This window comes from Stenotrophomonas sp. HMSC10F06, assembly GCF_001807865.1.
Lineage (GTDB): Bacteria > Pseudomonadota > Gammaproteobacteria > Xanthomonadales > Xanthomonadaceae > Stenotrophomonas > Stenotrophomonas bentonitica_A.
Genome location: NZ_KV791306.1, coordinates 124,073 through 150,626 on the forward strand (window position 1 = coordinate 124,073; position 26,554 = coordinate 150,626).

At 65.9% G+C, this 26,554-nt stretch carries 18 protein-coding genes; 12 read left to right on the plus strand and 6 right to left on the minus strand.

Annotated elements, in window-relative coordinates:
* The first annotated feature begins 141 nt into the window (after window positions 1-141).
* From HMPREF3113_RS16570 to HMPREF3113_RS16595, 6 genes are all read left to right on the plus strand, one after another.
* Complete coding sequence (locus HMPREF3113_RS16570; RefSeq protein WP_083298840.1) at window positions 142-1,299, plus strand: alpha/beta fold hydrolase; 1,158 nt, start codon at window positions 142-144, stop codon at window positions 1,297-1,299.
* Window positions 1,296-2,918 carry an N-acyl-D-amino-acid deacylase family protein gene (locus HMPREF3113_RS16575; protein WP_070474081.1) on the plus strand — a complete coding sequence of 541 codons (1,623 nt, stop codon included), beginning with the start codon at window positions 1,296-1,298 and terminating at the stop codon, window positions 2,916-2,918. Before HMPREF3113_RS16570 ends, HMPREF3113_RS16575 begins: the two co-directional genes overlap by 4 nt.
* Window positions 2,919-2,955: 37 nt before the next feature.
* The gene (locus tag HMPREF3113_RS16580; protein ID WP_070474083.1) at window positions 2,956-4,398 is read left to right on the plus strand and encodes a serine hydrolase domain-containing protein; all 1,443 of its coding nucleotides are present in this window, start codon (window positions 2,956-2,958) and stop codon (window positions 4,396-4,398) included.
* A gap of 184 nt (window positions 4,399-4,582) precedes the next feature.
* Window positions 4,583-5,581 carry a dipeptide epimerase gene (locus tag HMPREF3113_RS16585; RefSeq protein ID WP_070474085.1) on the plus strand — a complete coding sequence of 333 codons (999 nt, stop codon included), beginning with the start codon at window positions 4,583-4,585 and terminating at the stop codon, window positions 5,579-5,581.
* Window positions 5,582-5,828: 247 nt separating this feature from the next.
* Entirely contained in the window at window positions 5,829-8,060 is a 2,232-nt protein-coding gene (locus tag HMPREF3113_RS16590; protein ID WP_070474087.1) for a TonB-dependent receptor, read from the plus strand.
* 67 nt (window positions 8,061-8,127) lie between these two features.
* Window positions 8,128-9,105 (plus strand): hypothetical protein, encoded by a 978-nt coding sequence (locus tag HMPREF3113_RS16595; protein ID WP_139146394.1) that lies wholly within the window; start codon window positions 8,128-8,130, stop codon window positions 9,103-9,105.
* Between the two features lie 147 nt (window positions 9,106-9,252).
* Here HMPREF3113_RS16595 and HMPREF3113_RS19060 read toward each other — a convergent pair whose 3' ends face one another.
* Window positions 9,253-9,690, minus strand: coding sequence for a hypothetical protein (locus tag HMPREF3113_RS19060; protein WP_254665314.1), 438 nt, complete (start codon window positions 9,688-9,690; stop codon window positions 9,253-9,255).
* Here HMPREF3113_RS19060 and HMPREF3113_RS19065 point away from each other — a divergent pair.
* Both HMPREF3113_RS19065 and HMPREF3113_RS16605 read left to right on the plus strand, forming a co-directional pair.
* The gene (locus tag HMPREF3113_RS19065; protein ID WP_254665315.1) at window positions 9,689-10,156 is read left to right on the plus strand and encodes a LysR family substrate-binding domain-containing protein; all 468 of its coding nucleotides are present in this window, start codon (window positions 9,689-9,691) and stop codon (window positions 10,154-10,156) included. The genes HMPREF3113_RS19060 and HMPREF3113_RS19065 overlap by 2 nt on opposite strands.
* A 101-nt stretch (window positions 10,157-10,257) precedes the next feature.
* Entirely contained in the window at window positions 10,258-11,430 is a 1,173-nt protein-coding gene (locus tag HMPREF3113_RS16605) for an MFS transporter (RefSeq protein ID WP_070474091.1), read from the plus strand.
* A gap of 58 nt (window positions 11,431-11,488) precedes the next feature.
* Here HMPREF3113_RS16605 and HMPREF3113_RS16610 read toward each other — a convergent pair whose 3' ends face one another.
* Window positions 11,489-12,676, minus strand: a complete 1,188-nt coding sequence (locus HMPREF3113_RS16610) for a DUF6708 domain-containing protein (protein WP_217628721.1) — start codon at window positions 12,674-12,676, stop codon at window positions 11,489-11,491.
* A gap of 77 nt (window positions 12,677-12,753) precedes the next feature.
* Window positions 12,754-17,352 carry an autotransporter outer membrane beta-barrel domain-containing protein gene (locus tag HMPREF3113_RS16615; protein WP_070474093.1) on the minus strand — a complete coding sequence of 1,533 codons (4,599 nt, stop codon included), beginning with the start codon at window positions 17,350-17,352 and terminating at the stop codon, window positions 12,754-12,756.
* A gap of 294 nt (window positions 17,353-17,646) precedes the next feature.
* On the opposite strand from HMPREF3113_RS16615, the gene HMPREF3113_RS16620 reads away from it, so the two are divergent.
* The 3 genes from HMPREF3113_RS16620 to HMPREF3113_RS16630 all read left to right on the plus strand — a co-directional run bounded on the left by HMPREF3113_RS16620 (window position 17,647) and on the right by HMPREF3113_RS16630 (window position 21,395).
* The gene (locus HMPREF3113_RS16620) at window positions 17,647-19,302 is read left to right on the plus strand and encodes an acetolactate synthase large subunit (protein ID WP_070474095.1); all 1,656 of its coding nucleotides are present in this window, start codon (window positions 17,647-17,649) and stop codon (window positions 19,300-19,302) included.
* A 33-nt stretch (window positions 19,303-19,335) separates the two neighbouring features.
* Window positions 19,336-20,718: an aldehyde dehydrogenase family protein gene (locus tag HMPREF3113_RS16625; RefSeq protein WP_070474122.1), complete on the plus strand. Its 1,383-nt coding sequence runs from the start codon at window positions 19,336-19,338 to the stop codon at window positions 20,716-20,718.
* Window positions 20,719-20,873: 155 nt separating this feature from the next.
* Window positions 20,874-21,395, plus strand: coding sequence for a DUF6622 family protein (locus HMPREF3113_RS16630; RefSeq protein ID WP_070474097.1), 522 nt, complete (start codon window positions 20,874-20,876; stop codon window positions 21,393-21,395).
* A gap of 105 nt (window positions 21,396-21,500) precedes the next feature.
* Here HMPREF3113_RS16630 and HMPREF3113_RS16635 read toward each other — a convergent pair whose 3' ends face one another.
* Together HMPREF3113_RS16635 and HMPREF3113_RS16640 are read right to left on the minus strand one after the other, a co-directional pair.
* Window positions 21,501-22,340 (minus strand): restriction endonuclease, encoded by an 840-nt coding sequence (locus HMPREF3113_RS16635; RefSeq protein WP_070474124.1) that lies wholly within the window; start codon window positions 22,338-22,340, stop codon window positions 21,501-21,503.
* A 112-nt stretch (window positions 22,341-22,452) separates the two neighbouring features.
* The gene (locus HMPREF3113_RS16640; protein WP_254665316.1) at window positions 22,453-23,568 is read right to left on the minus strand and encodes a hypothetical protein; all 1,116 of its coding nucleotides are present in this window, start codon (window positions 23,566-23,568) and stop codon (window positions 22,453-22,455) included.
* A gap of 122 nt (window positions 23,569-23,690) precedes the next feature.
* On the opposite strand from HMPREF3113_RS16640, the gene HMPREF3113_RS16650 reads away from it, so the two are divergent.
* Window positions 23,691-24,752, plus strand: a complete 1,062-nt coding sequence (locus tag HMPREF3113_RS16650; protein ID WP_254665317.1) for a BRCT domain-containing protein — start codon at window positions 23,691-23,693, stop codon at window positions 24,750-24,752.
* Window positions 24,753-24,893: 141 nt separating this feature from the next.
* Here the strand turns inward: HMPREF3113_RS16650 and HMPREF3113_RS16655 are convergent, their stop codons facing one another.
* Window positions 24,894-26,471 carry a PQQ-dependent sugar dehydrogenase gene (locus tag HMPREF3113_RS16655; RefSeq protein ID WP_083298845.1) on the minus strand — a complete coding sequence of 526 codons (1,578 nt, stop codon included), beginning with the start codon at window positions 26,469-26,471 and terminating at the stop codon, window positions 24,894-24,896.
* Between the last annotated feature and the right edge of the window lie 83 nt (window positions 26,472-26,554).

The following is a 26,554-nucleotide window of genomic DNA, read 5'->3' on the forward strand; positions in this document are numbered from 1 at the left end:
CAGCTCCGTGGGGTGTGACGGCAAGAGGGTAGTGTGCGTCGCGTGAAGTGCGGGTCTTCACAACGGTGACCGTGGGAACCCGGACAGTGGCGCACTGCACATTGACAATTCTCCTATCAGGACGTTTATATCCCATTCGGGATGATTGTCTGCCGCATGGGGTGGTCCTCCCTTGAACGCCGCGCGAGACGGAACCGCGGGGCGATACGCGCTTCAGTACGCCCTTCAAGAGAGCACGACATGACAGCAGTAAAGGGTTGGCGGCGGTTTGGGCGATGGGTGAAGTGGATCCTGCTGGGTCTGTTGGCGCTCGTGATTCTCCTCACCCTGGTGGGCGTCGTGTACGAGGCGCTGGCGCGGCGGAACGCGGCGGACGCGCACCCGCTGCGCGGCGAACTGGTCGACATCGGCGGGCGGCAGATGCATATCGAGTGCCGGGGCAGCGGCTCGCCGACGGTGATCTTCGAATCCGGCCTGGGCACGGGCGGCACGCTCGACTGGACCCGCGTGCACGACCGGATCGCCCGCTTTACCCGTGCCTGCGCCTACGACCGTGCCGGCATCATGCGCAGCGACGCAAAGGATTCCCCGCAGCGTGCATCGGCCGTGGCTGATGACCTGCATGCGTTGTTGAAGGGCGCCGGCATCACCGATCCGCTGGTGCTGGTCGGCCATTCGATCGGCGGGCCCTACATCCGGACCTATGTGGGTCGCTACGGTGATCAGGTCGCCGGGCTGGTGATGGTCGACCCCTCGCATCCAGATCAGATCGCCCGGCTTGGCAGCGTGGTCAGCATCAACGTCCACCCGAAGAAGGTGTCGTTGTTGATGCATACCGCGACGGCACTGTCGCGGACCGGCCTGGTGCGCTTCCTGTTCTCGCGCGCCGATCATGGTCCCCGCCCCGAGGATGAGGCGGCGGAGATCACCGCCTTCTCCAGTGCCTCGGTCAAGGGCGCGACCGCCGAAGTGGATGGTTTCGACAGCACCATGGACGATGCCCGCGCGGTCACCTCGTTTGGCGATCGCCCGGTGATCGTGCTGACCGCGCTGAAGCCGTTCAAGCCCGAGGAGCTGGAAAAGATGGGCCTGACCGCGGAGGAGGGCGCCCGGTTCAAGCAGGAATGGCGCACCCTGCATGCCGAGCAGGCCGCCATGTCCAGCCGCGGGCAACAACAGATCGTGAGCGACGCCGGCCATTACATCCAGATCGATCAGCCGGATCGGGTGGTGGACGCGGTTCGTGAGGTCGTGGATGACGTGCGTGCAGACGCGCGTACCGACAAGGAGATGAAATGATGAAGCGCACTCTGCTCTGGGCCGGTGTGTCGATGCTGTTCGCCGCCCATGCGGCCGCCGCCGACTATGACCTGGTGATCCGTGGCGGCCGCGTACTGGACGGTGCCGGCAACCCCTGGGTCCGTGCCGATGTGGCGGTCAGGGACGGGCGGGTGGCACGGGTCGGCCAGGTGCCGGGGACCGGCACCCGCGAGATCGACGCGCGGGGGCGTTATGTGTCGCCGGGCTTCATCGACATGATGGACCAGTCCGGCGCGGCGCTGCTCAAGGATGGCGCCGCGGAGAACAAGCTCCGCATGGGCGTGACCACGCTGATCGGCGGCGAGGGCGGACCGCCGGTGCCTGCGGCGGGCATGCCGGGATACTTCAAGCAGCTGGAGACGCAGGGCATCGCGGTCAACTTCGGCACCTATTACTCCTCTACCCAGGCCCGCGTGCATGTCATGGGCGATGCCGCCGGTGCCCCGACCCGCAAGCAGCTGGATGCCATGGGTGAGCAGGTCAAGATCGCGATGGAGGCCGGTGCGTTCGGTATCTCCAGCGCGTTGATCTATGCGCCCAGCAGCTTCCAGAGCACCTCGGATCTCATTTCGCTGGCCAAGGTGGCCGCGCAATGCGATGGCTTCTATGCCACCCATATGCGTGACGAAAGCGAGGGCGTGGTCAAGGCGATCGAAGAAGCGATCGAGATCGGTGAAAAGGGCGGCGTGAAGGTGGAGATCTTCCACTTGAAGGCGGCCTATGCACCGGAGTGGGGCAAGCTGATGCCGCAGGCGCTGGCCACGATCAATGCGGCGCGCGACCGCGGTGTCGATGTCGCCGCGGATCTGTACCCATATACCGCCGGCGGCACCGGGCTGGAGATCATCGCGCCGAGCTGGGTCTGGGCCGATGGGCTCGAGAAGGGTATCGAGCGCGTGCGCGATCCGAAGGTGCGCGAACGCATGAAGAAGGAAGTCGCCGCTGGATCGATGCCCGGCTGGTCGAACCTGGTGCACGCCTCGGGCGGTTTCCAGAACGTGCGCCTGGCCAACAGCTTCAGTGACAAGTACCGGCGCTTCCACGGCAGGACGCTGGCCGAGATCGGTGCCGAACTGAATCTGGACCCGGCCGATGCGGCCTGGGATATCGCGCTCGAAGGGCTGCCCAACCGCGCGGTCGCGCTGTATTTCATGATCAGCGAGCAGGACGTACAGCTCGCGCTGCGCCAGCCCTGGGTCAGCATCGGCAGTGATGCCGCGGCGGCGGTGAACTACGGCAGCGAAGGTGCCATCGGCCTGCCGCACCCGCGCGCCTACGGCACCTTCCCGCGGATCATCGCCGAGTATGTGAAGCGGAACCAGGTACTGACGCTGGAGGATGCCGTCCGAAAAATGACCGGCTGGCCCGCGCAGCGGATGGGCTTGAGCGACCGCGGGCTGATCCGTGAGGGCATGCGCGCGGACATCGTGCTGTTCGATCTGGACACGCTGGACGATGTGGCAAGCTGGGATGTACCGGCCGGCGCGCCGACCGGCATCGAGACCGTCATCGTCAACGGCGTGGTGAGTTTCGAGGGTGGCAGGCACACCGGCGCCCGGGCGGGCTCGGCGCTGCGCCACGCCTGCCACACGCGCTGATCCACGTGCGCGCCACACCAACTTCAGGACCCACCTCATGATTCGATACTCCTCCCGCTGCAGCCTTCTGGCCCTGGCGCTCGCCGCCTCCGCGCCGGTGCTGGCGGCCGCACCGCCGATCACCAGCGCGGACGATCTGGGTACCGCGGTCTCGGCGCAGCTTGCGTGCGCCGGCATTTTCGTAGCCAACCGCACCGAAGCCGACGTCCTGCGCGATGACGTGCATGCGCTGGCGCCTTTCACCAGAACGGTCGCGCTGTCGGTGGATCGCAAGGCCGGGACGGTCACCGCCTCCGCGCCCGGCACGCCGACCCGTACCGCGCTGTATCGCCCGGCGGTCGGCTGCACCCTGACCACCGGCGATGTTCCGTTGAAGGCCCTCAAGACGCAGGCGGGGCGGCTCAAACCGCTTGCTCCCTTGCCGGCGCGCCCCTGGCCCCAGGGCGACACGCCCGTGCCGGCGCTGCAGGCGGCGGCTGAAGCGAAACTTGACCGGGCCGCACTCGATGCCGCGGTCAGCGCCGCCTTTGATGAGCAGAACGTCGGCGGCTATCCCGACACGCGGGCGATCGTGGTGGTGCAGGGCGGGGCGATCGTCGCCGAGCGCTATGCGCCCGGCTTCAACCAGGGCACGCGCATGCTGGGCTGGTCGGCGACCAAGAGCATCATGGGTACGCTGGTCGGCCTGTTGGTCGATGACGGTGTGCTCAAACTGGACGAGCCGGCACCGGTGCCCGAGTGGAAGGGCGCCGGCGACCCGCGCGGCGCGATCACGCTGCGCCAATTGCTGACGATGTCCAGCGGGCTCACCTTCGTGGAGAGTTACAAGCCCGGTAACGACTCGATCAAGATGTTGTTCGAGGCTGGCGACATGGGGGCGCTTGCCGCTGCGTTGCCGCTGGAGCATGCGCCGGGAACCTTCTGGAGCTATTCGTCCGGCACGACCAATATCCTGTCGCGGATCGTCTTCGAGGCGACCGGTGGGACGCTGGAAGGCATGACACGGTTTGCCCAGACGCGGCTGTTCGAGCCCGCAGGGATGCGCAGTGCACTGATCGAGCCGGATGAATCGGGTGTGCTGGTCGGCAGCTCGTACGGGTACGCGACGGCACGCGATTGGGCGCGGTACGGACTGCTGCATCTGAACCACGGCGAGGCGGGCGGCAAGCGGCTGCTGTCGCAGCAATGGCTCGACTTCGCGGTGACACCGACCCCGGCCTCACCGCGGCCCTCGTACGGCGCGCAGCTGTGGTTGAACCGGGCCGAAGCCGGCGGAGAAGGACGCAAGGTGCTGCAGGATGTCGCGACAGATGCCTTCATGGCGATGGGCCATAACCACCAGATCGTGGCCGTGATTCCCTCGCAGGATGCGGTGATCGTGCGCCTGGGCTGGACGCCGGAAGGCCAGAAGTTCGACTGGAACAAGTACCTCTCGCAGATCGCGGCCGCGCTTGCGCCCGCCGCTCCCGCCGCAAAGTAACCAGAAAAGCAGGGAAAGGGGAGGGCGCCGAACCCGGCGCCCGTTGACAGTTCTCTTAGGAGAGAACTAATGTCTCAATGTGAGAATTACTCACCATGAGGCAGGGAAACCAGATGTGCTTGATCCAGCTGTTGGGAACGTCCCCGTTGACGCGTGAGCGTGGTGCAACCAGGGCGCACGTCTGATGGCCCGCCTGAAACTCGGCATCGCCGTCGACGCCCTGCGCCTTGCGGCACCCTTCCGCATTTCCAGCCACGTGTTCGACAGTCGCCTGGCCGTCCTCGTCACCCTGGATGACGGCACGCACATCGGGCGTGGCGAGGCGACCGGGGTGTACTACCTGGGCGAAGACGTGGAGACCATGCGCATCCAGCTGGAAGCGGCGCGCGATGCGATCGAGGCGCATCCCACGCGCGAGGAACTACGTGCGATCCTGCCGGCCGGCGGCGCGCGCAACGCGGTCGATGCCGCCCTGTGGGAACTGGAATCCAGGCAGACGCGAACGCCCGTATGGGCGCTTGCAGGGCTGGAGGCACCGCGGCCACTGCCGACAACCTTCACGGTCGGCGCCGATGAGCCGGCCGCGATGGCGGCGGCCGCTGTGGCCTACCGTCAGGCGCACTCGATCAAGGTGAAATTGACGGGCGATCTCGACCTGGACATCGCCCGCGTCGCGGCCATCCGCGCGGTACGGCCGGATGTGTGGCTGGGCGTCGACGCAAACCAGGGGTATCAGATTGGTGATCTCGACCGGCTGGCCACCGCCATGGTGGACGCCGGTGTGGCGCTGATCGAACAGCCGCTGGCCCGCGGGCGCGAAGCCGACCTCGATGGATTCGTCTCGCCGATTCCGCTGGCCGCGGACGAAAGCGCGCTCACCCTGGCCGACGTGGACGGCCTGAAGGGTCGCTTCAACGTCTACAACATCAAGCTCGACAAGTGCGGCGGCCTCACTGAGGCGCTGCTCATCGCGGCAGCCGCGCGCGAAGCGGATCTGGGCGTCATGGTCGGCTGCATGGTCTGCAGCAGCCTGGGCGCCGCGCCGGGCTTCGTGGTCGGGCAGTTGTGCGATCTCGTCGATCTGGATGGCCCTACGTTCCTCAAGCAGGACCGCACGCCTGGGGTCGTCTATCGCGACGGCACGATCTGGTGCGACGAGGCCGTCTGGGGCGCCGCACGCTGAGGCGCGGGGCGCGCCTGGCGCACGATTTGATGTCAATGCTGCGTCGCAGGATTGACAGTTCTCTGAACAGGACTATTGTGTCCTACATGGGCTTGTAAGCAGCCATTCGTCCCCAGGAGCGTCATTGCCAGGCCGGCCCCCACCCCAGAATGTCGGGGTGCCCTGACTGCCGCATTCCGTGCCCATTGCCGTGGGCTCCCAGCTTCGCTACCGAGGTCTCATCACCATGAGTCACTGTTCGCTCCGAATGAACGCGTTGTCGCTGGCCTGCGCTGCAGGCATTCTGGCTCTGGGCTGCAGCGCCACGGCACTGGCACAGGTCGCCGCCGAGAATCCCGAGCGCGATGACGTGCATACGCTGGGCACGGTCACCGCCACTGCGCAGAAACGCGTGGAAGTGGTGACCGACATCCCGATGTCGATCAGCGTCATCAGTGAGGAGCAGCTCGATCGCCTGCAGGTCAACAACATGAATGACCTGGCCGGCCTGGTCCCCGGCCTGCAGATCACCAGCCTCGGCGCGCCGGGCCGCTCGACGATCTCGATCCGTGGCATCACCCCGATGGGCAACACCGCCTCGACCTCTATCTACGTGGACGATGTACCACTGACCGCGAATGGCTCGCTGTCCGGCGCCACCTCGGGCATGTTCGACCTGCTTCCCTACGATGTGCAGAACGTGGAAGTGCTGCGCGGTCCGCAGGGCACGCTGTACGGTGCCAGCGCGCTGGGCGGGGTGGTCAAGTACGTCACCAAGCGGCCGGACCTGGAGTACTTCGCGGGCCGCGCCGGGGCGACGATGCGTGTCGTTGACGATGGCGGACGGGTGGGTCATTCCGAACGCGCTGCGGTCAACGTGCCGCTGGTGAAGGGTCAGCTGGCCCTGCGCGCCAGCTATGCCGAGCAGACCAGCCCGGGCTGGATCGACAACAGTGTCCTGCATCGCCGCGACACCAACGACGTGTACCAGAACGCCGGCCGCCTCTCGCTGCTGTGGAAAGCCTCGGACACGGTGGACGTCCTGCTCACCGCGATGCGCCAGGAAAACAAGGGGGACAATTTCGCGACGGTCGCACTGGACCCGGTCACGTTCAAGCCGAAGCTGCCGGGCTACTCGAACGAGTACCTGTTCCTGCAGCCGAGCACGATCAAGTACGACGTCTATGGGCTGACAGTGGACTGGGACGTGGGCTGGGCCGACTTCACCTCGGCCAGCAGCTGGATGAAATCCAACTCCTGGCGCCTGCAGGACCAATCGGTCGAGTACATTCCGCTGCTCGGCCAGAAACCCGGCGTGGGCCCGGTCATGGCATACGCCGGCCTGGACACGGATATCGAATTGAAGAAGTGGACCCAGGAATTCCGCCTGACCTCCAAGGGCGACAGCCGCCTGCAATGGCAGCTCGGCGCGTTCTACACCGATGAAGACGCGGCCTACATCGAGCGCGGCAGCGCCTTGAGCCCGGCCTTCAACCCGGTGCTCGATCTGTTCACCGCCTCGGTGCTGACCACCTACAAAGAGAAGGCGCTGTTCGGCAACGCCACCTGGAAATTCACCGACCGCTTCGATCTGGCCCTGGGCGTGCGCCATGCGCGCAACGACCAGGAGTTCCGCCAGACCCTCGGCGGCCCGCTGGGTGGTGACGGGGTGCAGCGGATCACCGAATCCTCCGAGAGCGTGACCACCTGGAGCGCCAGCCCGCGCTTGTTCCTGGGCGAGGACACCATGGCCTACGTGCGCGTAGCCACCGGCTACCGCGCCGGCAGCCCGAACCCCATCCTGCCGGCCGCGCCGGAAGTCCCCGCGCAGGTCAAGTCGGACACGTTGATCAACTACGAAGCCGGTTTGAAGAGCCACTTCTGGGATCGTCGTGCGCTGGTGGAAGTGGCCGCCTTCCGCATCGACTGGGATGATATCCGCCTGAATCTGCTCACGGCCCAGGGCATCTCCTATGGCGTCAATGGCGGCGAAGCACGCAGCCAGGGCGTTGAGTTCACCGGCGCACTGATGCCCATCGATGGGTTGCGCCTGAGCAGCAGCCTGACCTACACCGATGCCAAGCTGACCGCGCCGATTCCGCCGGCGCGCCCGGGCGGGCCCAACCAGGCCGAATCCGGCGCCCAGCTGCCGCAGGTGCCCGAATGGGCCGGCAGCCTGCAGGCCGACTACCAGTTCCCGACGAGCGGCGAATGGGGCTGGAGCGTCGGTGGCGCGCTGCGCTATTACGGCGAGCGTGCGGCATCGGTGGCCTCAACGCAGTCCTTCGACCTGCCCAGCTACACCACCGTTGACCTGACTGCCGAAGTGAGCAGCCAGAACACGACCGTGCGCTTCTTCATCACCAACCTCACCAACAAGGACATCTACGTCGCCGCTGGCAGGACGATTCCTGCCGCGGGCGCGCAGCAGTACCGGCGCTGGAATGCGGTGATGATGCAGCCGCGTACCGTGGGTGTTTCGTTGGATTACAGCTTCTGATCCAGCGGGGCAGGGCAGTGCGGCCCCTTTGGGGCCGTGCTGCCCGGTAACCGTGGCCGAAGCGGATATGCTTGCACGGATCCCATCCCGACCCGCAGGCAGCAGCGCGATGCACGCCAGAAGATGTTCCGTCCTGCTTTCTGCTGCGCTGCTGCTGTGTGCAGCGCTGCTCACCGCTGGATGTGCACGCACCCAGCGGGAGACCGTGTTTTCGTCAGACACGCTGAAGGTCGTGGCCGTGACGGAAAGCAGGCTGGATATCAACAGCAGCAAGTACCAGCACCACACCACGTACGCCGTTTACGAGAATGGCAGTGCGCTGTCAGATAAGGACTTCGCGACGCTGCTGCAGGATCATGCCGCCACAGACGCCCCGTTTGTGCATACCGATGCGGTGGTGCTGGACGAAGACGCAGTTCTGATGGCATCGCACAATCGTGACAGCTCACGCTGCTGGACAACGCGGCTTTCCGCGAGCCGCGGCAGGGCGACGCTGGAGAAGATCACGGCAGGGACCGTCGACTGCGGCATCCGTCCGGCACCGCCGGGCTGGCGGGCGCTCTACACAGACCGCAGTGATCTCATCCTGGTCCGTGAACACCCCTTCCAGGTCCATCCCATCGCGGGGTACGCGTACGTCCTGTGGATCGATGGCGACATCGCCGCCCTGTATCACAAAGACCGGGACCATGAGCGACTGGTCGTCAGGCTGGCGAGGATTTCGTCCGACACGCCCCTCGCCGAGCAGGCACTGCCGATGCGGACCTATGCGGAGCCGGACCTTCTGTATGCCTCGCCTGAGCAGCGCCGCCAATGGCTGTTCGATAACTTCACGGTGGCCATGGGGGCGTCCCCCTCGATCCAGCTGCGCCCCGATCATCGACTGGAGACGATCACGCCCGAGGTGTGGGCGCAGTACCAGGAAAACGACCGGCAGAACAAGGAACTCGATGCCCAGGCACGTGCCGCCGGGGACGCCTGGATCGAGGCACAGCGCCGGGAGCTGATGGAAGCGGACGCGACGGCGCGCGACGCCACGAAGTAACGCTGTCCGGCCCCTCGTCGAGCATCGCTGACGAGCAGCAGCATCATGACCAGTCCCTCCAGCAGACGCCTGCTGGCGCGCTCTGGACAACGTAGAGATTTGGTATGTTGAACACCCTCAATTCCGGCATTCAAGAGGTCTGGTGTTTCAGTGATAGAGACCCGCCTGCTCCAACAGTTCATTGCCGTGGCCGAGGAGCTGCACTTCAATCGCGCCGCCGAGCGGCTGCACATGGCGCAGCCGCCGCTGAGCCAGGCCATCCGCAAGCTGGAGGGCGCCGTCGGAGCCCCGTTGTTCGAGCGCACCCCTCGCAGCGTCGCGTTGACACCGGCGGGGGCAGCCTTCCTTGAGACCGCGCGCCGAACTGTGCAGTCGCTGGAGGAGGGCGTCGCCCAGACGCGCCGCGTGGCCCAGGGCATGGAGGGCCACCTGACCCTGACCTTCATCAACATCGCCCCCTATGCCTCGTTGCTGCAGGCGTTGCGCCACTTTCGCGAGCTCAACCCGGGCATCGCCTTCACGATGCGGGAGGCCACCACCCAGGAGCAGGTCAACGGAGCAGGGAGAGGCGGATATCGGCTTCATGCGGACGCCGGGCACCACGACGCCGCACCTGCGCATGGAAAGGCTGCTGAGCGAACGGATCTGCGTCGCGCTGCCGGCCGGTCATCCGCTGGCGGCGAAGGCGGGCATCGACCTGGCATTGCTCAGGGACGAAGCATTCGTCGCCTCGCCCCGGACACTCGGCAAAGGATTTCATGACCAGCTGATCGGCCTGTGCCAGACAGCCGGGTTCGTGCCCGACATCGTGCAGCACGGCCGGCAGATGCAGACCTTGATTGCCTTGGTGGCTGCGGGGTTCGGTATCGCGCTGCTGCCCGCTTCGCTGGCAACGGAAACGCGCGAGGACGTTGTGTTCCGTCCGCTCCAGGTGGAAGCGGCGGAGGAAGTGTCACGGCTGGAGCTGTTCATGGCGTGGAACGAGACCCGGACCTCAGCGATCCGCGACCGGTTGATACAGGCGATTCTGCAGACCCGTTCTCTGCCCTGAGGTGACAAGACGCGCGGCGTCTTGCTGCAGTATGTAAACCGTCCTTCACCCGCACATGGCCAGGCACTAGGCTTCCGCAGCTCTGCTGGATAGGACCTGCGATGCCTGCTGCCATTTATGTGTTTTCCCTGTGCGCGTTCGCGTTCGGGCTCTCCGAGTTCGTGGTCGCGGGATTGTTGACCACCATTGCCGATGACCTCGGGGCGCGGATATCCCTCGTCGGCACGGCCATTGCCGCCTATGCACTGGGCGCGGCCATCGGCGCACCGTTCATCACCGCCCTGGTCGCGCACTGGCGGGACCGGCAGATCCTGCTGCTGGCCACGGCGTTGCTCGGACTGGGCAGCCTGCTGATGAGCGCCTCGCCCAATCTGGTTACACTGCTGGCCATCCGCTTCGTGGTCGGCCTCGGCCACGGCGTCTTCATGGCGGTCGCCTCCGACGCGGCGACCCGGCTCGTGGACCCGCAGCGATCCGGCCGGGCGCTGTCGGTCGTGTGGATCGGGTTGACCCTCGCGCTGGCGTTCGGCGTTCCGATCGGCACGTACCTGGGCAGTCTCTGGTCGTGGCGCATGGTCTTCCTGTCCATCGGCGTCCTCAGCGTGGTCGGCATGCTGGGTCTGGCGCTGTGCATGCCGAGGGGAGCTGCCGGTTCGGCCCCGTCCCGCGGCGGCGCATGGAAGGGCATCCAGGCCATCATCCATCCCCAGCTCCTGACGACGGCCGGCATCGGCGCGCTGGTGAGCGTCGCGACGTTTTCGTTCTTCACCTTCGTCTCGCCGTATCTGCAGCAGGTCACTGGTGTGGACGTGCAGTGGCTGAGCCTGGGCATACTGTTGTTCGGCGTCTGTGCGATCGCAGGCAACCTGCTCGGGGGAGCGCTGGGCGACGCGATGGACGGGGACCGCAGCCTTCAGTTGGCACTGTGCGCGTTGGCGTTGAATCTGCTCGGGCTCTACGTGTTCGCCAGCATGCCGGCCATGATGATGCTGCTGATCGGCACGCTGGGCATCTGTTTCTTCTGCATCGTGACGCTGCTGACGCTGCGTCTGCTCAAGCAGGCGCAGCGCTTGATTCCCGCCTACAGCCCGGTCGCGGCCGGGTTGAACATCGCCTCCTTCAACCTGGGCACCGCGCTCGGGGGCGCCATGGGCAGCCTTACGATCAGCTATGCAACGCTGGCATCGGTACCGCTGACAGGGGCCGTGGCCGCGGTACTGGCTGGCACCGTGTTGTATCGCCTTGCTCGCCGCAGGCACGGATCGCGTGTTTGAAGTGGTGGATCACGTCCGCTGCCGTTCAATACCCTCGAGATGCTCTGGAGCAGTCACCTCACTTGAAGCCGGCTGCCTTGCAGGCATCGACGAACGTCGCGCCTTGTTTATCCATGGCCGTTCTCACGCGCTTGCTGGCGGTCACAAGCGCCCCGCTGGGGGTGGCCCATTGCGCTTCCGGCAATGCCTGGGACCAGGCTTCCACCACGGCCGGCAGCGAAGGACGGCCGCGGCGATGGACCCATTCGGCGAGCAGGTAGGGCAGCTTCCAGAAGGTAAGGACACGCCACGCGTACCAGCGACGGAGCGGCCAGTAGGAGCGTTTGTCGTAGCCATACTTCTCCCGTTGTTCCAGCGTCAGATCATCACCGCCATCGTCGAGCGAACCCATCGCGCGAGCATCCTCACGCTCGATCTCAAAGGTGTGCATGCCCTCATACGGCTTCAGTCGATCCTTGGTCGGGACCAACCCCAATGCCTGGAACCATGGGTTGGGTGCATTGAACAACTGCCCGTCCTCCATGTAGTTCCGGATCGACGCCCACAGGCCCAGTGAGTGCGAATCACTGGGTTGTGGCAGCAGGACAAACTGCACGGTGTCGCGCTCTTCATCCTCCAGGCCCATGCCGAAGGTGTACTGGCGCGTTGTGCCATACGGGGTGATGCCTTGTGAATTGGACACCCAGGCAACGATGCTCTCCCAGGGCACGATCAGGGCACGGCCGCTCTCGCGGTCGATGTAGCACACCTCGCGACGCTGACGGTTGAAGCGCACCGGATAGGGCTTTGCGCATTTGAACTCATCCGAGAACATCCCGTAGGCGAATGCCCCCAAGGGGAGGATGCCGAGAAGCGCGCCGGCAGAAAACACTTGAATGAACATCTTCAAATCCGCCCATGGCGTCGGGAAGTTCTCCGGGTAGGCGAGCACCAGGTAGAGCATGATGAGCGCGGGCACGATGAACGCGAGCACGAACAGGCCGACGATTCCGCCGGCAAGCATTTTGCCGCCCTCTACGGTTCCCCAGTTGCTCCCCCCCAGGTCCAGGAACACATCATTGATGTCCGAAAAATGGCGACGGGAGGATTGCACCTGCCCGGTGTACACCGGCAAGGGAGACAGGAACAGCGTCTCGGTCGCGCCTTCAACCCGGATCTCGCCCGCTGAAGGGCGTTGACTGCGGACGTCGAGCGCAGCGGTCGCTGCCACAGTCGTGCGGCTCTTCCTGAAGAATCGTTGAAACATGCAAGCTCGCCGGGCGGACAACCGCGCATGATTTCACAGGCACTATCGGCTGTCACCATCCCCTGGAATCACAGCGTCTACCAGTTCCACCGCATGCCCAGCTTGCCGTTCCACGCGTTCTCGTCGCCATTGAAGCTCCAGCTGTAATCGAGATCGGCAAACAGGTAGCCGGTCTGGGTGACCTGCCAGGTTCCGCCGATGCCCACTTCGCCCCATGAGCCGCCCATATCCACGGCGAACGGCACGTAGCCGCTGTTGGTGGCGAACGCGGCGCGGGGCGTGCCGCGGAACTCGTGCCACACGTTGGCGCGCAGCCAGGCATTGCTGCTGCGGGCCTCACCCTGCGCGGTCTCGTGCTGGCCGGTGCGATTCAATCGCGCGCCGATGCGCCCGACCAGCGAGTCACCGTCGCTGAAGTGCACCTGCGCGGTGTGATCATCGAGGTCGTCGACGTCGATCTGCTGCCAGATCACCTGCGCCTGCGGCTCCAGACGCCAACGCCCGTCCTCGCCGGAGGACCCGTCGCCCTCGTTGAGGATGAACGGCCAGCCGCCTTCCAGCGACAGCGCCAGCCCATCGGCATCGACAAAACTGTCGGACGTGCGCGGGGACTGCAGGCGCATGTCATACCAGGTGTACTGGGCCACGGCGTCGATATAGGCGCCTTTGGCGGAGAACGCTGTCCAGTAGCCGCCGACTGAGCCGGCCTTGAACCGGTCAGTGCCAGCATGGAAGCGGTAATCCAGGAGGTTGTGCCGCACCTCGCCCTTGCCTTTGCCATACGCGAGGTAGACACCGGCGTGACGGCGGCGCAGGTCATCGGCATCCACGCGCCGGTAGAGGTCGGTACCGATCTGCAACGCATCGAAACGGTAGTCGAAGTCGGGCCCGCGATCGCCATAGATGCCGCGCCGGCCACCATCATGTTCGCCGTCGTGGCCGAGATAGCGCATCCAGGCGCCATTGAATCCGCTACGTTCGGTATCCAGGTCGCCGCGCTGATGCAGCAGCTGCTCATCGCCGACCCGTTCGTGCAGGGTATCGATCAGGGTGCGGCCGTACACCTGGGCCATCGCCGGTACGGCCGCGATCAGCGACACCTCCTGGCGATAGGCCGGGGGTGGCGAGGGGCTGGGCGGTTCAGGGGGCACGGGATCCGGTCGCGGCGGGAGAGGAGGGGCGGGGCAGGGCGGTACCGGCGCGCCCGGGCTGGCGCAGTCGATCACCGAGCGCAGGTACCAGCTGTTCTCCACATCCGCGCCGGAGACCGTGGCCGCGCCACCGCGGAACAGGAAGTACTCGTACGGACCCGCCACCACCGGTGCCGCCAGCGCGAAGTTGTCGGGCGTGCTGGTGGCGTTGCTTGCCTGCACCACGCGGATGCCATCGGCCAGCGTCCGGTCGCCACGTCCGCCGGTGTTGTGTATCTCCAGCACGCCCGGGCCACTGCTGCTGCCATCCACCACGACCAGCTGGTCCGAGGGCGAGGCATCGTCGCCCAGCCAGGTGTTCAGCGCGAGCGTGCCATTACCGCTGTAGCGCGACACGGTCAGGGTTCTGTAGCTGGCCACTTGGACGGGATCTCCGCCAGGCACCGCGAACGCGATCCGGCTGCGATCATTGAGCAGCGTGGTGAGCGTGGAGCTGCCGGTCAGGTTCCACAGCGTGTCATGCAGCGCCACATTGGAGAGGCTGCCGGGCAGGGTGATCGCGGCGCCGGTGAGCACGCTGCCGGTCGCGGTGATGCTGGCAAGGGTCGGGGTGTCGGCGGCCGGCAACACACCCTGCGGCGCCGGTAAGGCCATCGGCAGGGGCACTGGCGGATCATCGGGCGGAAGGTCCGGGGGAAGGAGCGGGACAGCGGCGTCGAGCCCGTCGAAATCGGCAATGGCACCGACCTTGAGCCACAGGTCGCGGCCTTGCACCGTGGTGCCGGTCAGGTCGATCTGCGCCGCACCGATGGCGCCCACGCCGGGGCCGTCCGCAGCGGATAGCGTGGACTGCGTAACGAACGCCGAGGCTGGGGCGGGGTCGCCACGGACCAGCAACGCTGCCGCGCCGGGACCGGTCGTGGCCAGCGTGGTATCCGCCACGTCCACCCGACCGCCGTTCCATGCCACCGCTGCGTGGGCCAGCGCACCGCGGGTAGTGACATGGCTGCCGCCGCCCAGCAGCAGGTGCCCGTTGTCGGCCCAGGCAATCAGCCCGTGCGCCTGCACGCCTGTGGTGGCGATGCTGCTTGCCGTCGCAGTCAGCAGGCTGTCGGCATACGCGGCCAGCCCGTAGCCATGCAACCCGCTGGTGGTGACGGTCATGCCGCTCGTACGGATCTGCCCAGCCCCCGCCGCGCGTGCACCGATGGAATCGGTGCCGCGCGTGGAGACACTCACATTGGCCAGGGTCGCGATCGCATCCACGCCCTGGATGTTGAAGCCTTCGCTGGCGTTGCCCAGCGTAGTGATACTGCTGCGTGCGCCGTCGGCCTGCCCCGTCACCGGAGTGACGTTCATCCAGACCCGCCCCCCGGCCGTGCCCACATACACCCCGTGCCCGGAGATGCCGGACGCCATGAAGGCAGCGGGGTCGGTCACCGGGTTGCCGCCTGCATCGATCGGCCTGCCAAAGGTCGGCAGCGCCAGGTCGGTTCCCAGCAGGACGCCGGTACGGATCGTGTCGCCACTGGAGATCAGCGTGCCCGCGGTGCCACCGCTGGCGTTGAGCGTCATCCCGGGGCGGCCTGAGTTGATGATGGTCGTTCCAGCGCTGTCGATGGTGCCGCCGGTGGCGTTCAGCCCGATGCCACCCGCGCCACCGCCGCCGATGTAGAGATTGCGCGCGGTGATGCGGGTTGCCGCGCCATCGGCACGGATACCGCCCCCGCTTCCCGAGGTGGTCAGGATACTGTCGGTGACGCTGACCTGCGCGCCAGCCTGGCCATACACGCCGTTGGCATTGAGATCGGTGGTGCGCGTGTCCAGGCGCAGCAACGCCGCCTGTGGTCCGACCCCGCCGACGGCGCCCTGGACCAGCACGGCGTTGGCGTTCATCCCGTGCGTGGTGATCACCGTGTCTGCTGCCTGCAGCCGCGAGGTCGCGGCAGCCGCCTGGGCTACCAGCACGCCGGTGCTGTTGTTGCCGTAGGTCTCGATACGGGTCGTGGTGCCCAACGCTGAGCCATCGGCCGCCACGTCCAGCCGCAGCGTGCCACCCGTGGAGGACACCTGCGCGCCGTTCGCCCCGGTGGTGCCGGTGGCCACATACGCGGCAGGATCCGTGGTGGCATTGCCGCCGGCATCCACCGGCAGGCCATAGCTGGCGGCGGCAGGATCCGTGCCGAGCTGTACGCCGGTCAGCAGGGCATTGCCTTGGCTGACCACGGTACCGCCGCTGGCGGCCTGCAGGCCAACCGCCGCGTTGCCGCCGGCAATGCCGGAGGTGTAGATCGCACTGCCGCTCAGCGTGAGCGTGCCTGATGTCAGCGCATGGCCAGCGATGGCACCGTTGAGCAGCGTTGAGAGGCGCAGCCCGTTTGCCGTAAGCGCGCTGCCACCGCCTTCGGCGCGCAGCGCATTGCCGGTCTGTCCTGCAGCGATGACGACACCCGGCGCTCCTCCCAGTGTGACCGTGCTGCCGCTCCCGGCCAGCACGCCGTGCGCATTCTGCCCGGCCACGCTGATGTCCAGCCCATCAACCTGCACCTGGGAGGTGCCGGTGGCCGACAGCCCGTGCGCGGTGATGCCGGTGGCGTTGATGGTCAGCCCGGACAAGGTGCCTTGCGCATCAGCGAACACCAGGCCGGTCGCGCCGGTGCCGGTGGTATCGATGGAAAGCTGGGATGCCTGGAGGCGCGAACCGGTGGCAAAGCGTCCACCACTGTTGTTGTTGCCGCGGGTGAGGATGTTCACAGCATGCACGTCGAACTGCGCGCCGCTGGCGCCGAGCAACCCGTGGCTGCCATTGGTTGCACCGGCGCCGGTGCCGAGGATATGGATCGATGTGGTGCCACCCGTGGGAACGCCGGCGCTGTCCACATTCAACCGGACGGTGCCGTCAATGGCACTGATGCCGTGGGCCGCCGTTGCGGCCTTGCCCACGTAGGCATCGGGATCGGTGACGAGATTGCCGCTGGCGTCCACCGGCAGACCGTAGGTGGCGGGATTGCCGGGTTGCGTCCCCAGCAATACCCCGGTGGCAATGACATCGCCGCTGCCGGTGAAGCGGCCGCCTGCGACCTGGATGCCTTCACTGTTGGCCAGGGACGTGTAGAAACGCGTGCCGTTGGAGGTCAGCGTGGTGCCTGCCTCCAGGCGGGCAGCAGGCCCCCCGGCGCCCAGCCGGCTGACGGTGGAGCCGGCCGCCAGGAAGTTGACCGCGCCCGCGTTGGTCGAGCAGACCGTGGCCGTGTTGGCGGCACTGGTGATCAACGCCACCGCGCCGGTAGCGTTGATCACGCCGGCATTGGCGGCATAGAAGGCCGGTGCACCGACGGTGGTCGGCGCGTAGGTGCCGCTTGCGACCGTCAGGACCGTGCCGTTCGCGCGGACCTGCTGGGCGGGTACGCTTGCCGGTACCGTGATACAGCTGGCCGCGTCCACGCTCTGCGCCAATGCGCACCAGGGCGCCGACGCAGCCAGCCCGACCACGAGCAGGCTGCCGCGGATCGATTGCGGTGACACGAACGTACCCGCACACGTCACGCCGGAGGCTGCTCGGCGACCAGATCGGGAAGTCTCCACGTTTTATCCATGATGTGCTGTGTTGATCTACATGCACGACGTCGCCACGCATGGCGGGCACCGGGTGTGACTCGAGTCTGGCCACAGCGCTCCACGTGCTCAACCGCAATACGTGCGGGGTGAGGTCAGTAAAACTACCGGCACCCGCGGCGCACAGCCTCCCGCAGACATCCGACGCAGCGCTGACATCGGCCCGGGTATAGTGATCCTGACTTCACCGCAAGGATCGAAGCTATGCAGAAGGGCTCGGATCTACTGGTCAAGGCGCTGGAAAACGAGGGCGTCGACCGCATCTTTGGTGTGCCGGGCGAGGAGAATCTGGACTTCCTGGAGTCGCTCCGGACCTCGCGCATCGAGTTGGTGCTCACCCGCCACGAGCAGGCGGCCGCGTTCATGGCAGCCACCCACGGCCGGCTGACGGGCAGGCCCGGCGTGTGCCTGGCCACGCTCGGCCCCGGCGCACTGAATTTCTCCACCGGCGCGGCGTATGCCCACCTGGGCGCGTGGCCGATGATTCTCATCACCGGCCAGAAGCCGGTCATGAGCGCCAAGCAGGCACGGTTCCAGATCGTGGATATCGTGGCGTCGATGAAGCCTCTCACGAAAATGACGCGCCAGATCGTCAGCCCTGCCGCGATTCCGGCGACCGTACGCGATGCCTTCCGGGTGGCCATGGAAGAGCGCCCCGGGCCGGTGCACCTGGAACTGCCGGAGGATGTCGCAGGTGAGGAGGTGGAGGATGTGCCCGTCATCCCCATCCACCCGCTGGAACGTCCCATCGCACCCTCTGCCGCGCTCGACCGGGCGGAAGCGGCGATCCTGGCCGCCAAACGCCCATTGGTGATGATCGGCGCGGCGGGCAGCCGGCCATGGCTCGCCGAATCACTCTCCGCATTCGTTGCGCGCACGCGCCTGCCGTTCTTCAATACACAGATGGGCAAGGGTGCGGTCACCGGCGGCTCCAACCTCTACATGGGTACGGCCGCGCTCTCCGAGGGCGACTACGTGCACGAGGCGGTCGCCCGCGCCGACCTGATCATCGCCATCGGCCATGACACCATCGAAAAGCCACCGTTCCTGATGAAGAGCGGCGGCGGACCCAGGGTCGTGCACATCAGCTTCCAGTCCGCGACCGTGGAGCAGGTCTACCAGCCGGATATCGAAGTGCTGGGCGACATCGGGGCTTCGGTGGATGCCCTGGCCGAACGGCTGGAAGGGCGGTTGCCTGCGGACGAGGGCATGATCGCCCTGCGCCAGAGAATCCTGGCCCGCATCAACGACCGCGCCGAAGAGGACCGTTTCCCGGTCACGCCGCAGCGGCTGGTGCACGACGTGCGCCGGTCCATGCCGGACGACGGCATCGTCTGCCTCGACAACGGCATGTACAAGATCTGGTTCGCCCGCAACTACCGCACGCACGTGGCCAACACGCTGCTGCTGGACAACGCGCTCGCCACCATGGGCGCTGGCCTGCCGTCGGCGATGATGGCTGCCATGCTGTACCCGCAGCGCCGCGTCATGGCCGTATGCGGTGACGGCGGCTTCATGATGAACTCCCAGGAGATGGAAACCGCGGTGCGCCTGGGGCTCAACCTGGTGGTGGTGATCCTCAACGACAGCGCCTACGGCATGATCCGCTGGAAACAGGCAGTGGATGGCTTCGACGATTTCGGCATGCGCTTCGGCAATCCGGATTTCGTGAAGTATGCCGAGGCCTACGGTGCGAAGGGGAGCCGGGTGACCGCGGTCGAAGCGCTGGTGCCGATGATCGAGGCCGCTTTCGCCGGCGGCGGCGTCCACGTGCTGGATGTACCGATCGACTATGCCGAGAACACCCGCGTGCTGGTCGATGAACTTCGCAACCGCACGCCGGACGTGGGCTGTGATTGATCGTCATCCCTGATGCTGAGCAAGGAACCCAACATGCTGACTGTCGTCCAGGCGTTCGACCGTGCCCCCATCGCCGAGATCGGGTTGGATACCGCCGCGGCCCTGGAGCGCAAGCTTAGTGCCGCCGAGCGGGTATTCAAGGACCGCGACGGCTGGCTCGCGCCGCACCAGCGCATCGCGATCCTGCGCCGGCTCGCCGCGCTGATGGACGGCAGGCGTGATCATCTGGCGCTGCAGATTGCCCGGGAGGGCGGCAAGCCGCTGCCGGACGCCATCGTCGAAACCACGCGCGCCATCGACGGTGTCCACAACGCCGCCGACGAGCTGCGCAACTTCGCCGGTCGCGAAATCCCGATGGGGCTGTCGGCCGCGGCGGAGGGCCGTTGGGCGTTCACCACGCGGGAGCCGATCGGCGTGGTTGCCGCGATCTCTGCGTTCAACCACCCCCTGAACCTGATCGTCCACCAGGTGGCGCCGGCCATCGCCGTCGGGTGCCCGGTGATCATCAAACCTGCCTCCGCGACGCCATTGTCGTGCTTGGAATTCGTCGCGATGGTGCACGAGGCCGGGCTGCCCGAGCCGTGGTGCCAGAGCTTCCTGCCGGAGGGCAACGACCTGGCCGAGGCGCTGGCCACCGACAAGCGGGTGGCCTTCCTGAGCTTCATCGGCTCGGCCAGGGTAGGGTGGTCGCTGCACGCCAAGCTCGCACACGGTGCGCGTTCGGCGCTGGAACACGGTGGGGTCGCCCCGGCCATCGTCGATCGCAGCGCCGACCTCGGCAGGATCATCGAACCGGTCGTCAAAGGCGGCTACTACCATGCAGGCCAGGTGTGCGTCTCCACCCAGCGCGTCTTCGTCCACGAGGATGTTGCCGATGACTTTACCCAGGCACTCATCGCACGGGTCGAGCGCCTGAGCACCGGCGACCCCACGCTGAAGGACACGAATGTCGGCCCGCTGATCCAGCCACGCGAGGTCGACCGCGTCGCCGAATGGATTGACGAAGCAGTAAGTGGCGGGGCGCAGCTGGCCACCGGCGGCAAGCGACTTTCCGAGACCATGCTGCAGCCCACGGTGCTGCTGGATCCGGCCAGCGACGCACGGATCACCATGCAGGAAGTGTTCGGGCCGGTGGTGGCGGTGTATCGCTATACCGACCTGGACGAGGCGATCGCGCGTGCCAACTCACTGCCTACCGCGTTCCAGGCGAGCGTATTCGCGCAGGATATCGATATCGCCATGCGCGCCGCCAACCGGCTGGATGCCTCGGCCGTGATGATCAATGATGCCACCGCGTTCCGGACCGACTGGATGCCCTTCGCCGGGCGCCGCGAGTCGGGGTATGGCACGGGCGGCATCCCGTACACGATGCGGGACATGTCACAGGAGAAGATGATCCTGATGCGCAGGAGCTGAGCGGGCAGGCGACGTCTACGGCGCTGGCTGCGTAATGTACGTCCGGATGCCTGACACCTGTCACTTGTGACGGGTCGGTGCAAAGCGAGAATGGACCCATTCCCGCACGGCGCTGCATCGCCGGCACCCACCCAGCTCAAGGACGCCCCGTGAACATGCTGCATCCCCTTCTCTCGAACACCCCGGTGTGGGTCTGGGCGCTTCTGGTCTTTCTGGTCGCACGGGGCGTCGCCGCCATGAAACCTGGAGAAACCTCGCTCACGAAACTGGCCATCGTGCCGGCCCTTTTCGTGGCGTGGGGCATCGTGTCGATAAACCACCGGTTCGGCAATGCCTGGGAAGCGTGGGGTCAGTGGTCGGTGGGCATCGGTGCAGGCGTGGGCCTTGGATGGCTGCTGCTGCGCCGGGCAACGCTCACCCTGAATCCGTCGACGGGAAAGCTGTGGCGCAGTGCGGACTACAGTCTCCTGCCGCTGCTCCTGGTGACGTTTGCGGTGAAGTACGGCTTCGAGTGCGCGCTATCCGTATCCCCCTCACTGAGCGCGGACGGCAGTTTCCGCGCCGCGTATCTGCTGCTGTCTGGCGGGTTCACGGGCATCTTCCTCGGCAAGTATCTGCGGTACCTGCGCGCGTCTCGGCTTGCTGTACTGGGTAGAACCCTGGATGCGGCGGGCTGAGTTGGTACCGGCGCACGTCGGCAGTCCCGGTCAGAGACTCATCCGGCTATGGTTCACCGCGACCCAGGCACCGAGCAGAGTGCGCGACACAGCATGGGCGTGGCTTCAAGCGAGACGTCGATCCGCACTTCCCCGGCAGCGGGGGAACTGACTGCAGCCAAAGAACGACTCACCGGTGCGCCGGTTGGTTCGCTGCACCAGTGTGCTGCCGCATCGAGGACAGCCCTCACTCAACGCAGGTGTTTCCTTCGGCGGTGCGATCTTTGGCTCAATACGTGGGTTGGGCGCGGTTGGCCACACATCCGCGTTGCGTGACGCCTGGATCATCTCCAGCAACGTTGCCCCGTCCATCAGCTCGATGGGCTTGCCCTGTGCAAACGCCTCAGCGTCGCGGGTGAATGCCCCAATGCAGACGATCCTGACCGCATCCGCGCGATGGTGGGCCAACAGGCCAGCCATCTCGCGCACAACGCTCACGCCGACCTGCTGGCGCTTCCATTGCTTGCACTGGACCAGAATGCGCCGGCCGTCCTTGCGAAGGATCAGATCGATGCCGCCATCCGGGCCGCCAAGGCCCGTCTCTTCGACGGTGTAGCCCTGCCGGCGAAACGCTTCGCCTACCAACTGTTCGAACTGGCGCCAGCCACCGACGGCCAGACTCTCCAGCGTGGTCCTGGTATCCAGCAGGTGACGCCGATATCTGGCACGCAGGAACGAGAGGAGGGCGGCCATCCAGCAGAGACCCAGCAGCACCCAGGCGAGCGGGGCGAGTACCTGTCCGAACTCTCCCGCAAGGCCGGCAGCCAGCGTGCCGCCCTGGCGCGAGAACCACCACGGGATCCCGTACCGAAGCGCGCTGTAGCCGGCCATGCCGACCAGGATCCCGACCGGCCAAGGCAGGCCGATCAAGGCGTCAAATCCGGTCGATGTCCTTCTACGTCCCATGTAGGCAGCCTGTTTCCCCTGGCGCCAACATACCACCCTGAGGGCCAATATCTGATGCCGTGCGGCAGGAGGTAAGCCGCTCCCGGTCAGTGCGATCTCGCCGTCTTGCACGTCACGGCTTTGCCGGCCTCACGACGTAGCGCTCCCAGTAGCCGGCAAGCTGAGCCGCCTTTCGGTTGCTCAGCTCGCTGCCGAGGGTCTGCTGTATCCCTGCTGCTTCCTCGCCACGCTCGGCACGGTACAACTCGCGGGCCGTCTCGAGCAGCGCCCGCTGGCGTACGTTGAGGTTACCGAAGGGGTCGAAGTAAGAGTCAAGGCGTGACGCGTCAGCCACCCCGGTCCACGTGAAGCGTGCTTCGCCCGCCTCCGTGGCAACGGATCGGTACCGGTCCACGGCCATCGCCGGCGTGGCCCTGCCTTCCAGCACATCCAGGCGCGTCTGCAGCAACGCGACTTCAGGCGAGTTGCGCTCTACCTTGAGGGCTTGCACCGACTCCCGAACAAACGCGCGGTCCATGTTGCCGGTGCCAGACTGGACGCCCAGCAGGTTGAAGCTGGCGACAGCGGCGTGGTACTCACGGCGCCCCTCCCGCTGCACCAGCGCCTCACCGGGTTCGCCGAGGCTGGAGGGCTGTACGATCCGCAGGTCCGGGGAAGCGGCCAGGATCGCTTCGATGTCCCGCTTGTGGAACTCGCCAACCACCACGACAACCGTGCCGCCGGGGCGCGCTTTCACCGCGGCGGCTACCCGCTGCGCCTGCAGGTAGGTGCGATAGAGATACAGCCTGCGCGGCAGGTCATCCGCTGCCCGCTTGGCCGGCGTTGCGGCCCATTGCGCGATCCGCTCCACGTTCTTTGCCTCGTCGGCGTGGAAGAGATCCCGCGTGAGCTGGCTCGGGGAGGGGAATGAAAGGAACTGCTGGAACCCGCTGGCAGGGCGCAGTTCCGGCGGCGCCCCCAGGTCCAGGCCGAATCCAAGCTTGGCATCTTCGACGGGTGGCTCCCAGTCGATGGGACACAGGTCGATTGCGTTGCGCCGGGCGAAAGGAACCACGACGTCCTGAACTTCGTAGGTGAACTCGTAATAGTCGTTGCGTGCGAAGGCCTCCGGCGACCGCTCGATGCAGATGGCATCGGGCCTGGCATGCGCCAGGAAGGCCGCAAGGCGGGCAGGGCGGTCATTTTTGGCCACAAGCTGGGCAGCGTGGTCCACGCCAAGCACGATCACGGTTGTCGTCCCGTCGGCGGCATTGGAACCTGCTCCGGCCGTCGCACACATCAACAGCAGCGCTGCCGAGAAAAATAGACGCCTCACACGTACTCCCTCCATTCCATTGGAACCAACATAGCGTGCACAGCCCCCTGGCTCGTGTGCCATTGGTTGTAGTCACGCCGCAGCTGCGATGCTGCAACTGGATCGTTACAGGGGCCAGCCTGCCTCTGGCGCCAGATGTCAATGACACGGTAAGTTTCCATGACACGCCGCTGGACGGCGTCCAACAGGGACGTACCTCAATGCACCCCGATCACCGCAGCTACTTCAGGTTCACCTCGAAAGCCCGACTGAACAAATCCGTCAACGCCCTGATCGGCATCGTCGAAGGGATCGTGATCGACGGCCAGATCAATCCCCTTGAGCTCGACTACCTCAACCTGTGGTTGGTCGAGCACGAGGCAGTGCGAGAGCAGCACCCATTCAACGAGCTGGTGCCGGTTGTCACTACCGCCGTGGCCGACGGCATCCTGACCGAGGAAGAACGCGCAGACATCCTGTGGCTGTGCGAACGGCTGCGCTCCACCGAGTTCTACGCCGATGTGACTGCCGACCTGCAGCGATTGCACGGAATCCTGGGGGGCATCGTTGCGGATACGCACATCTCCGTGGAAGAGCTCCGCGCCCTGTCAGATTGGATGGCAGATCACGAGCACCTGAGGACATGCTGGCCATTCGACGAGGTGGGGAGCCTCATCACAGGCGTACTCGCCGACGGACAGATAGACCCGAAGGAACACGCGTTGCTCCTCGCATTCTTTGCGGAGTTCACGCCACTGCTCGACGACCGTACGATTACCAATCCGCTCGTACTGAAAGAACAGAGGATCGTCGGCTTGTGCGCCGTGGATCCCGAGATCAACTTTCTGGATAGGGGCTTTTGCTTTACCGGCGCATCGTCACGCTTCACCCGCACCGAGTTCCAACAGATCGTCGAGAGGCTCGGGGGATCGGCCCACTCAGCCCCATCGAAGAAGGTCCACTACCTGGTCATCGGCGCGGAAGGCAATCCTTGTTGGGCCTTTGCCTGCTACGGACGCAAGGTCGAAAAGGCCATTGAGCTTCGTAAATCAGGGTCACGGCTCGTACTCGTCCACGAGCTCGACTTTCACGATGCATTGGCCGACCACGGCGGCTGATTCGCCTGGGCCGCAAACAGCCTTAGGGCCAGCGATACACCCAGCGTCGGTGGCCCCATGCTTGCCTTCGGCGCGCGCCTGCTGGCGAGCGTGAGCGTGCGGAGTCAATCCTCCGCACACGACTTCACCTGAGCGGCATGCTCACAGGGTTTCTTCCGGTACCAGTCTCAGTAGCTTGCCGTCCACCCCATCGGTAAGCGCATAGACGGAGCCATCTGCAGCGACCATGACGTCACGAATCCGTTCACCCAATTCGACGAGCAGCCGCTCCTGGCGCACCATGCGATCACCGTCACGAACGAGCCGGCGGATGCTCCGCTCACGCAATGCAGGCACCAGCAGATCTCCCTGCCATCCCTTGAAGAGGGCGCCTTGATACACGGCAAGACCGGAGGGCGCGATGGACGGCGACCAGACCACCTCAGGGTCCTCGAACGCCTTGTGCCGGGTAAACGGGCTCACCCGTGCAAATGGGTAGTCGATCCCGTGACTGACCATCGGCCAGCCGTAGTTTGCGTCCGGTCGAAGTCGGTTGAGCTCATCACCGCCGCGCGGCCCGTGTTCGCTGACATGGATGGAATCTGTGACAGGGTCATGCACGATGCCCTGCGGGTTGCGATGCCCGGAGGTGTACAGGGTCCCCACGCTCGCGCCAGGCGCGAGCTCTATGCGCATCACCTTGCCCAGCGAGTTGCGCACATTCTGCGCTTCCTCCCGGCGGGCACTACCGTCGCCCACGGTCATCAGCAGGGTGTGCGCGTCGAGAAAGGCCAAGCGGCCGCCATTGTTGCCATCGCTGGCTTTTGGCGTGGATTCGAAAAGAATCTCCACCTGTTCCATGGACCACGCATCGCCAACGCGTTCCAGCGCGCCACGGATCAAGCGAACACCCACGCCGCGTTGATCTCGATAACCCTGCGTCAGATACACGCGGCGATCGGTCTCGAAATCCGGCGACAGCGCAATGTCCATCAGGCCGATCACGCGTTCACGCTGATAGCCCGCGGGCATTTCGGAGAGATTGACGTCCACACGTGCACCGGCGCGGTCAATCAGCTTCAGGCGGCCAGCCATTTCGGTGACGAGCAGCGTTCCATCGGGCAGTTCCGCCAGCGACCACGGCCACTGAAGGCCGCTGGCGACGGTCGCGACCTGGTAGCCTTTTGCCGCAGGCGGCTGTGCACGTTGCGCCGTTGGCTGCATAAACATGAATGAGACAAGCGGCAGCAGCACCAGGCCAGCCGGCAACAGCAAGGCAACTCCGCCGTGGGGGTGCGTTTCGCGCACGGCACGCGCCCTCAGCGTGTAGCTCACATAGCCTCCCACCAGCCCACACAGACTGAGCAGGGCGAAGCCGGGAATCTCCCGGATGGCGGCCACTGCCGGCATCGGAATCACACTGCGCAGCAGCGCGAGCACGACCGCCAGCCCGGCTACACCGGCGAGCAGTGCGCAGGGCAGGGCATGGAGGCCAAACCGGCGCAGAATTGGCTGCAGACCTGACGCAAGCACGCCGCCGGCCAGCGAAAAGCTGAACATTACAGGTCCGAACCGAGCCAGATCTTCCACGTTGACTGCGGCCCTTGCCGGCCAGCTGACGTCCAGGCCCAGCTGGGTAAGAGCATGCAGATTGATCTGGGTCTGGAGCAGGCTGGCAACAGCGGCCGTCGCCAATGCAGCAGTGAGGGTGATTGAGATCGTTCGCAACCAGGAGCGCATGCAGGGAGTTCGTCAAAGCAGGCCGAATCCACACTCTAGCAATGAGATCCGGTGGTAATCCCCCCGCAGGTTAGCCGCAGCCA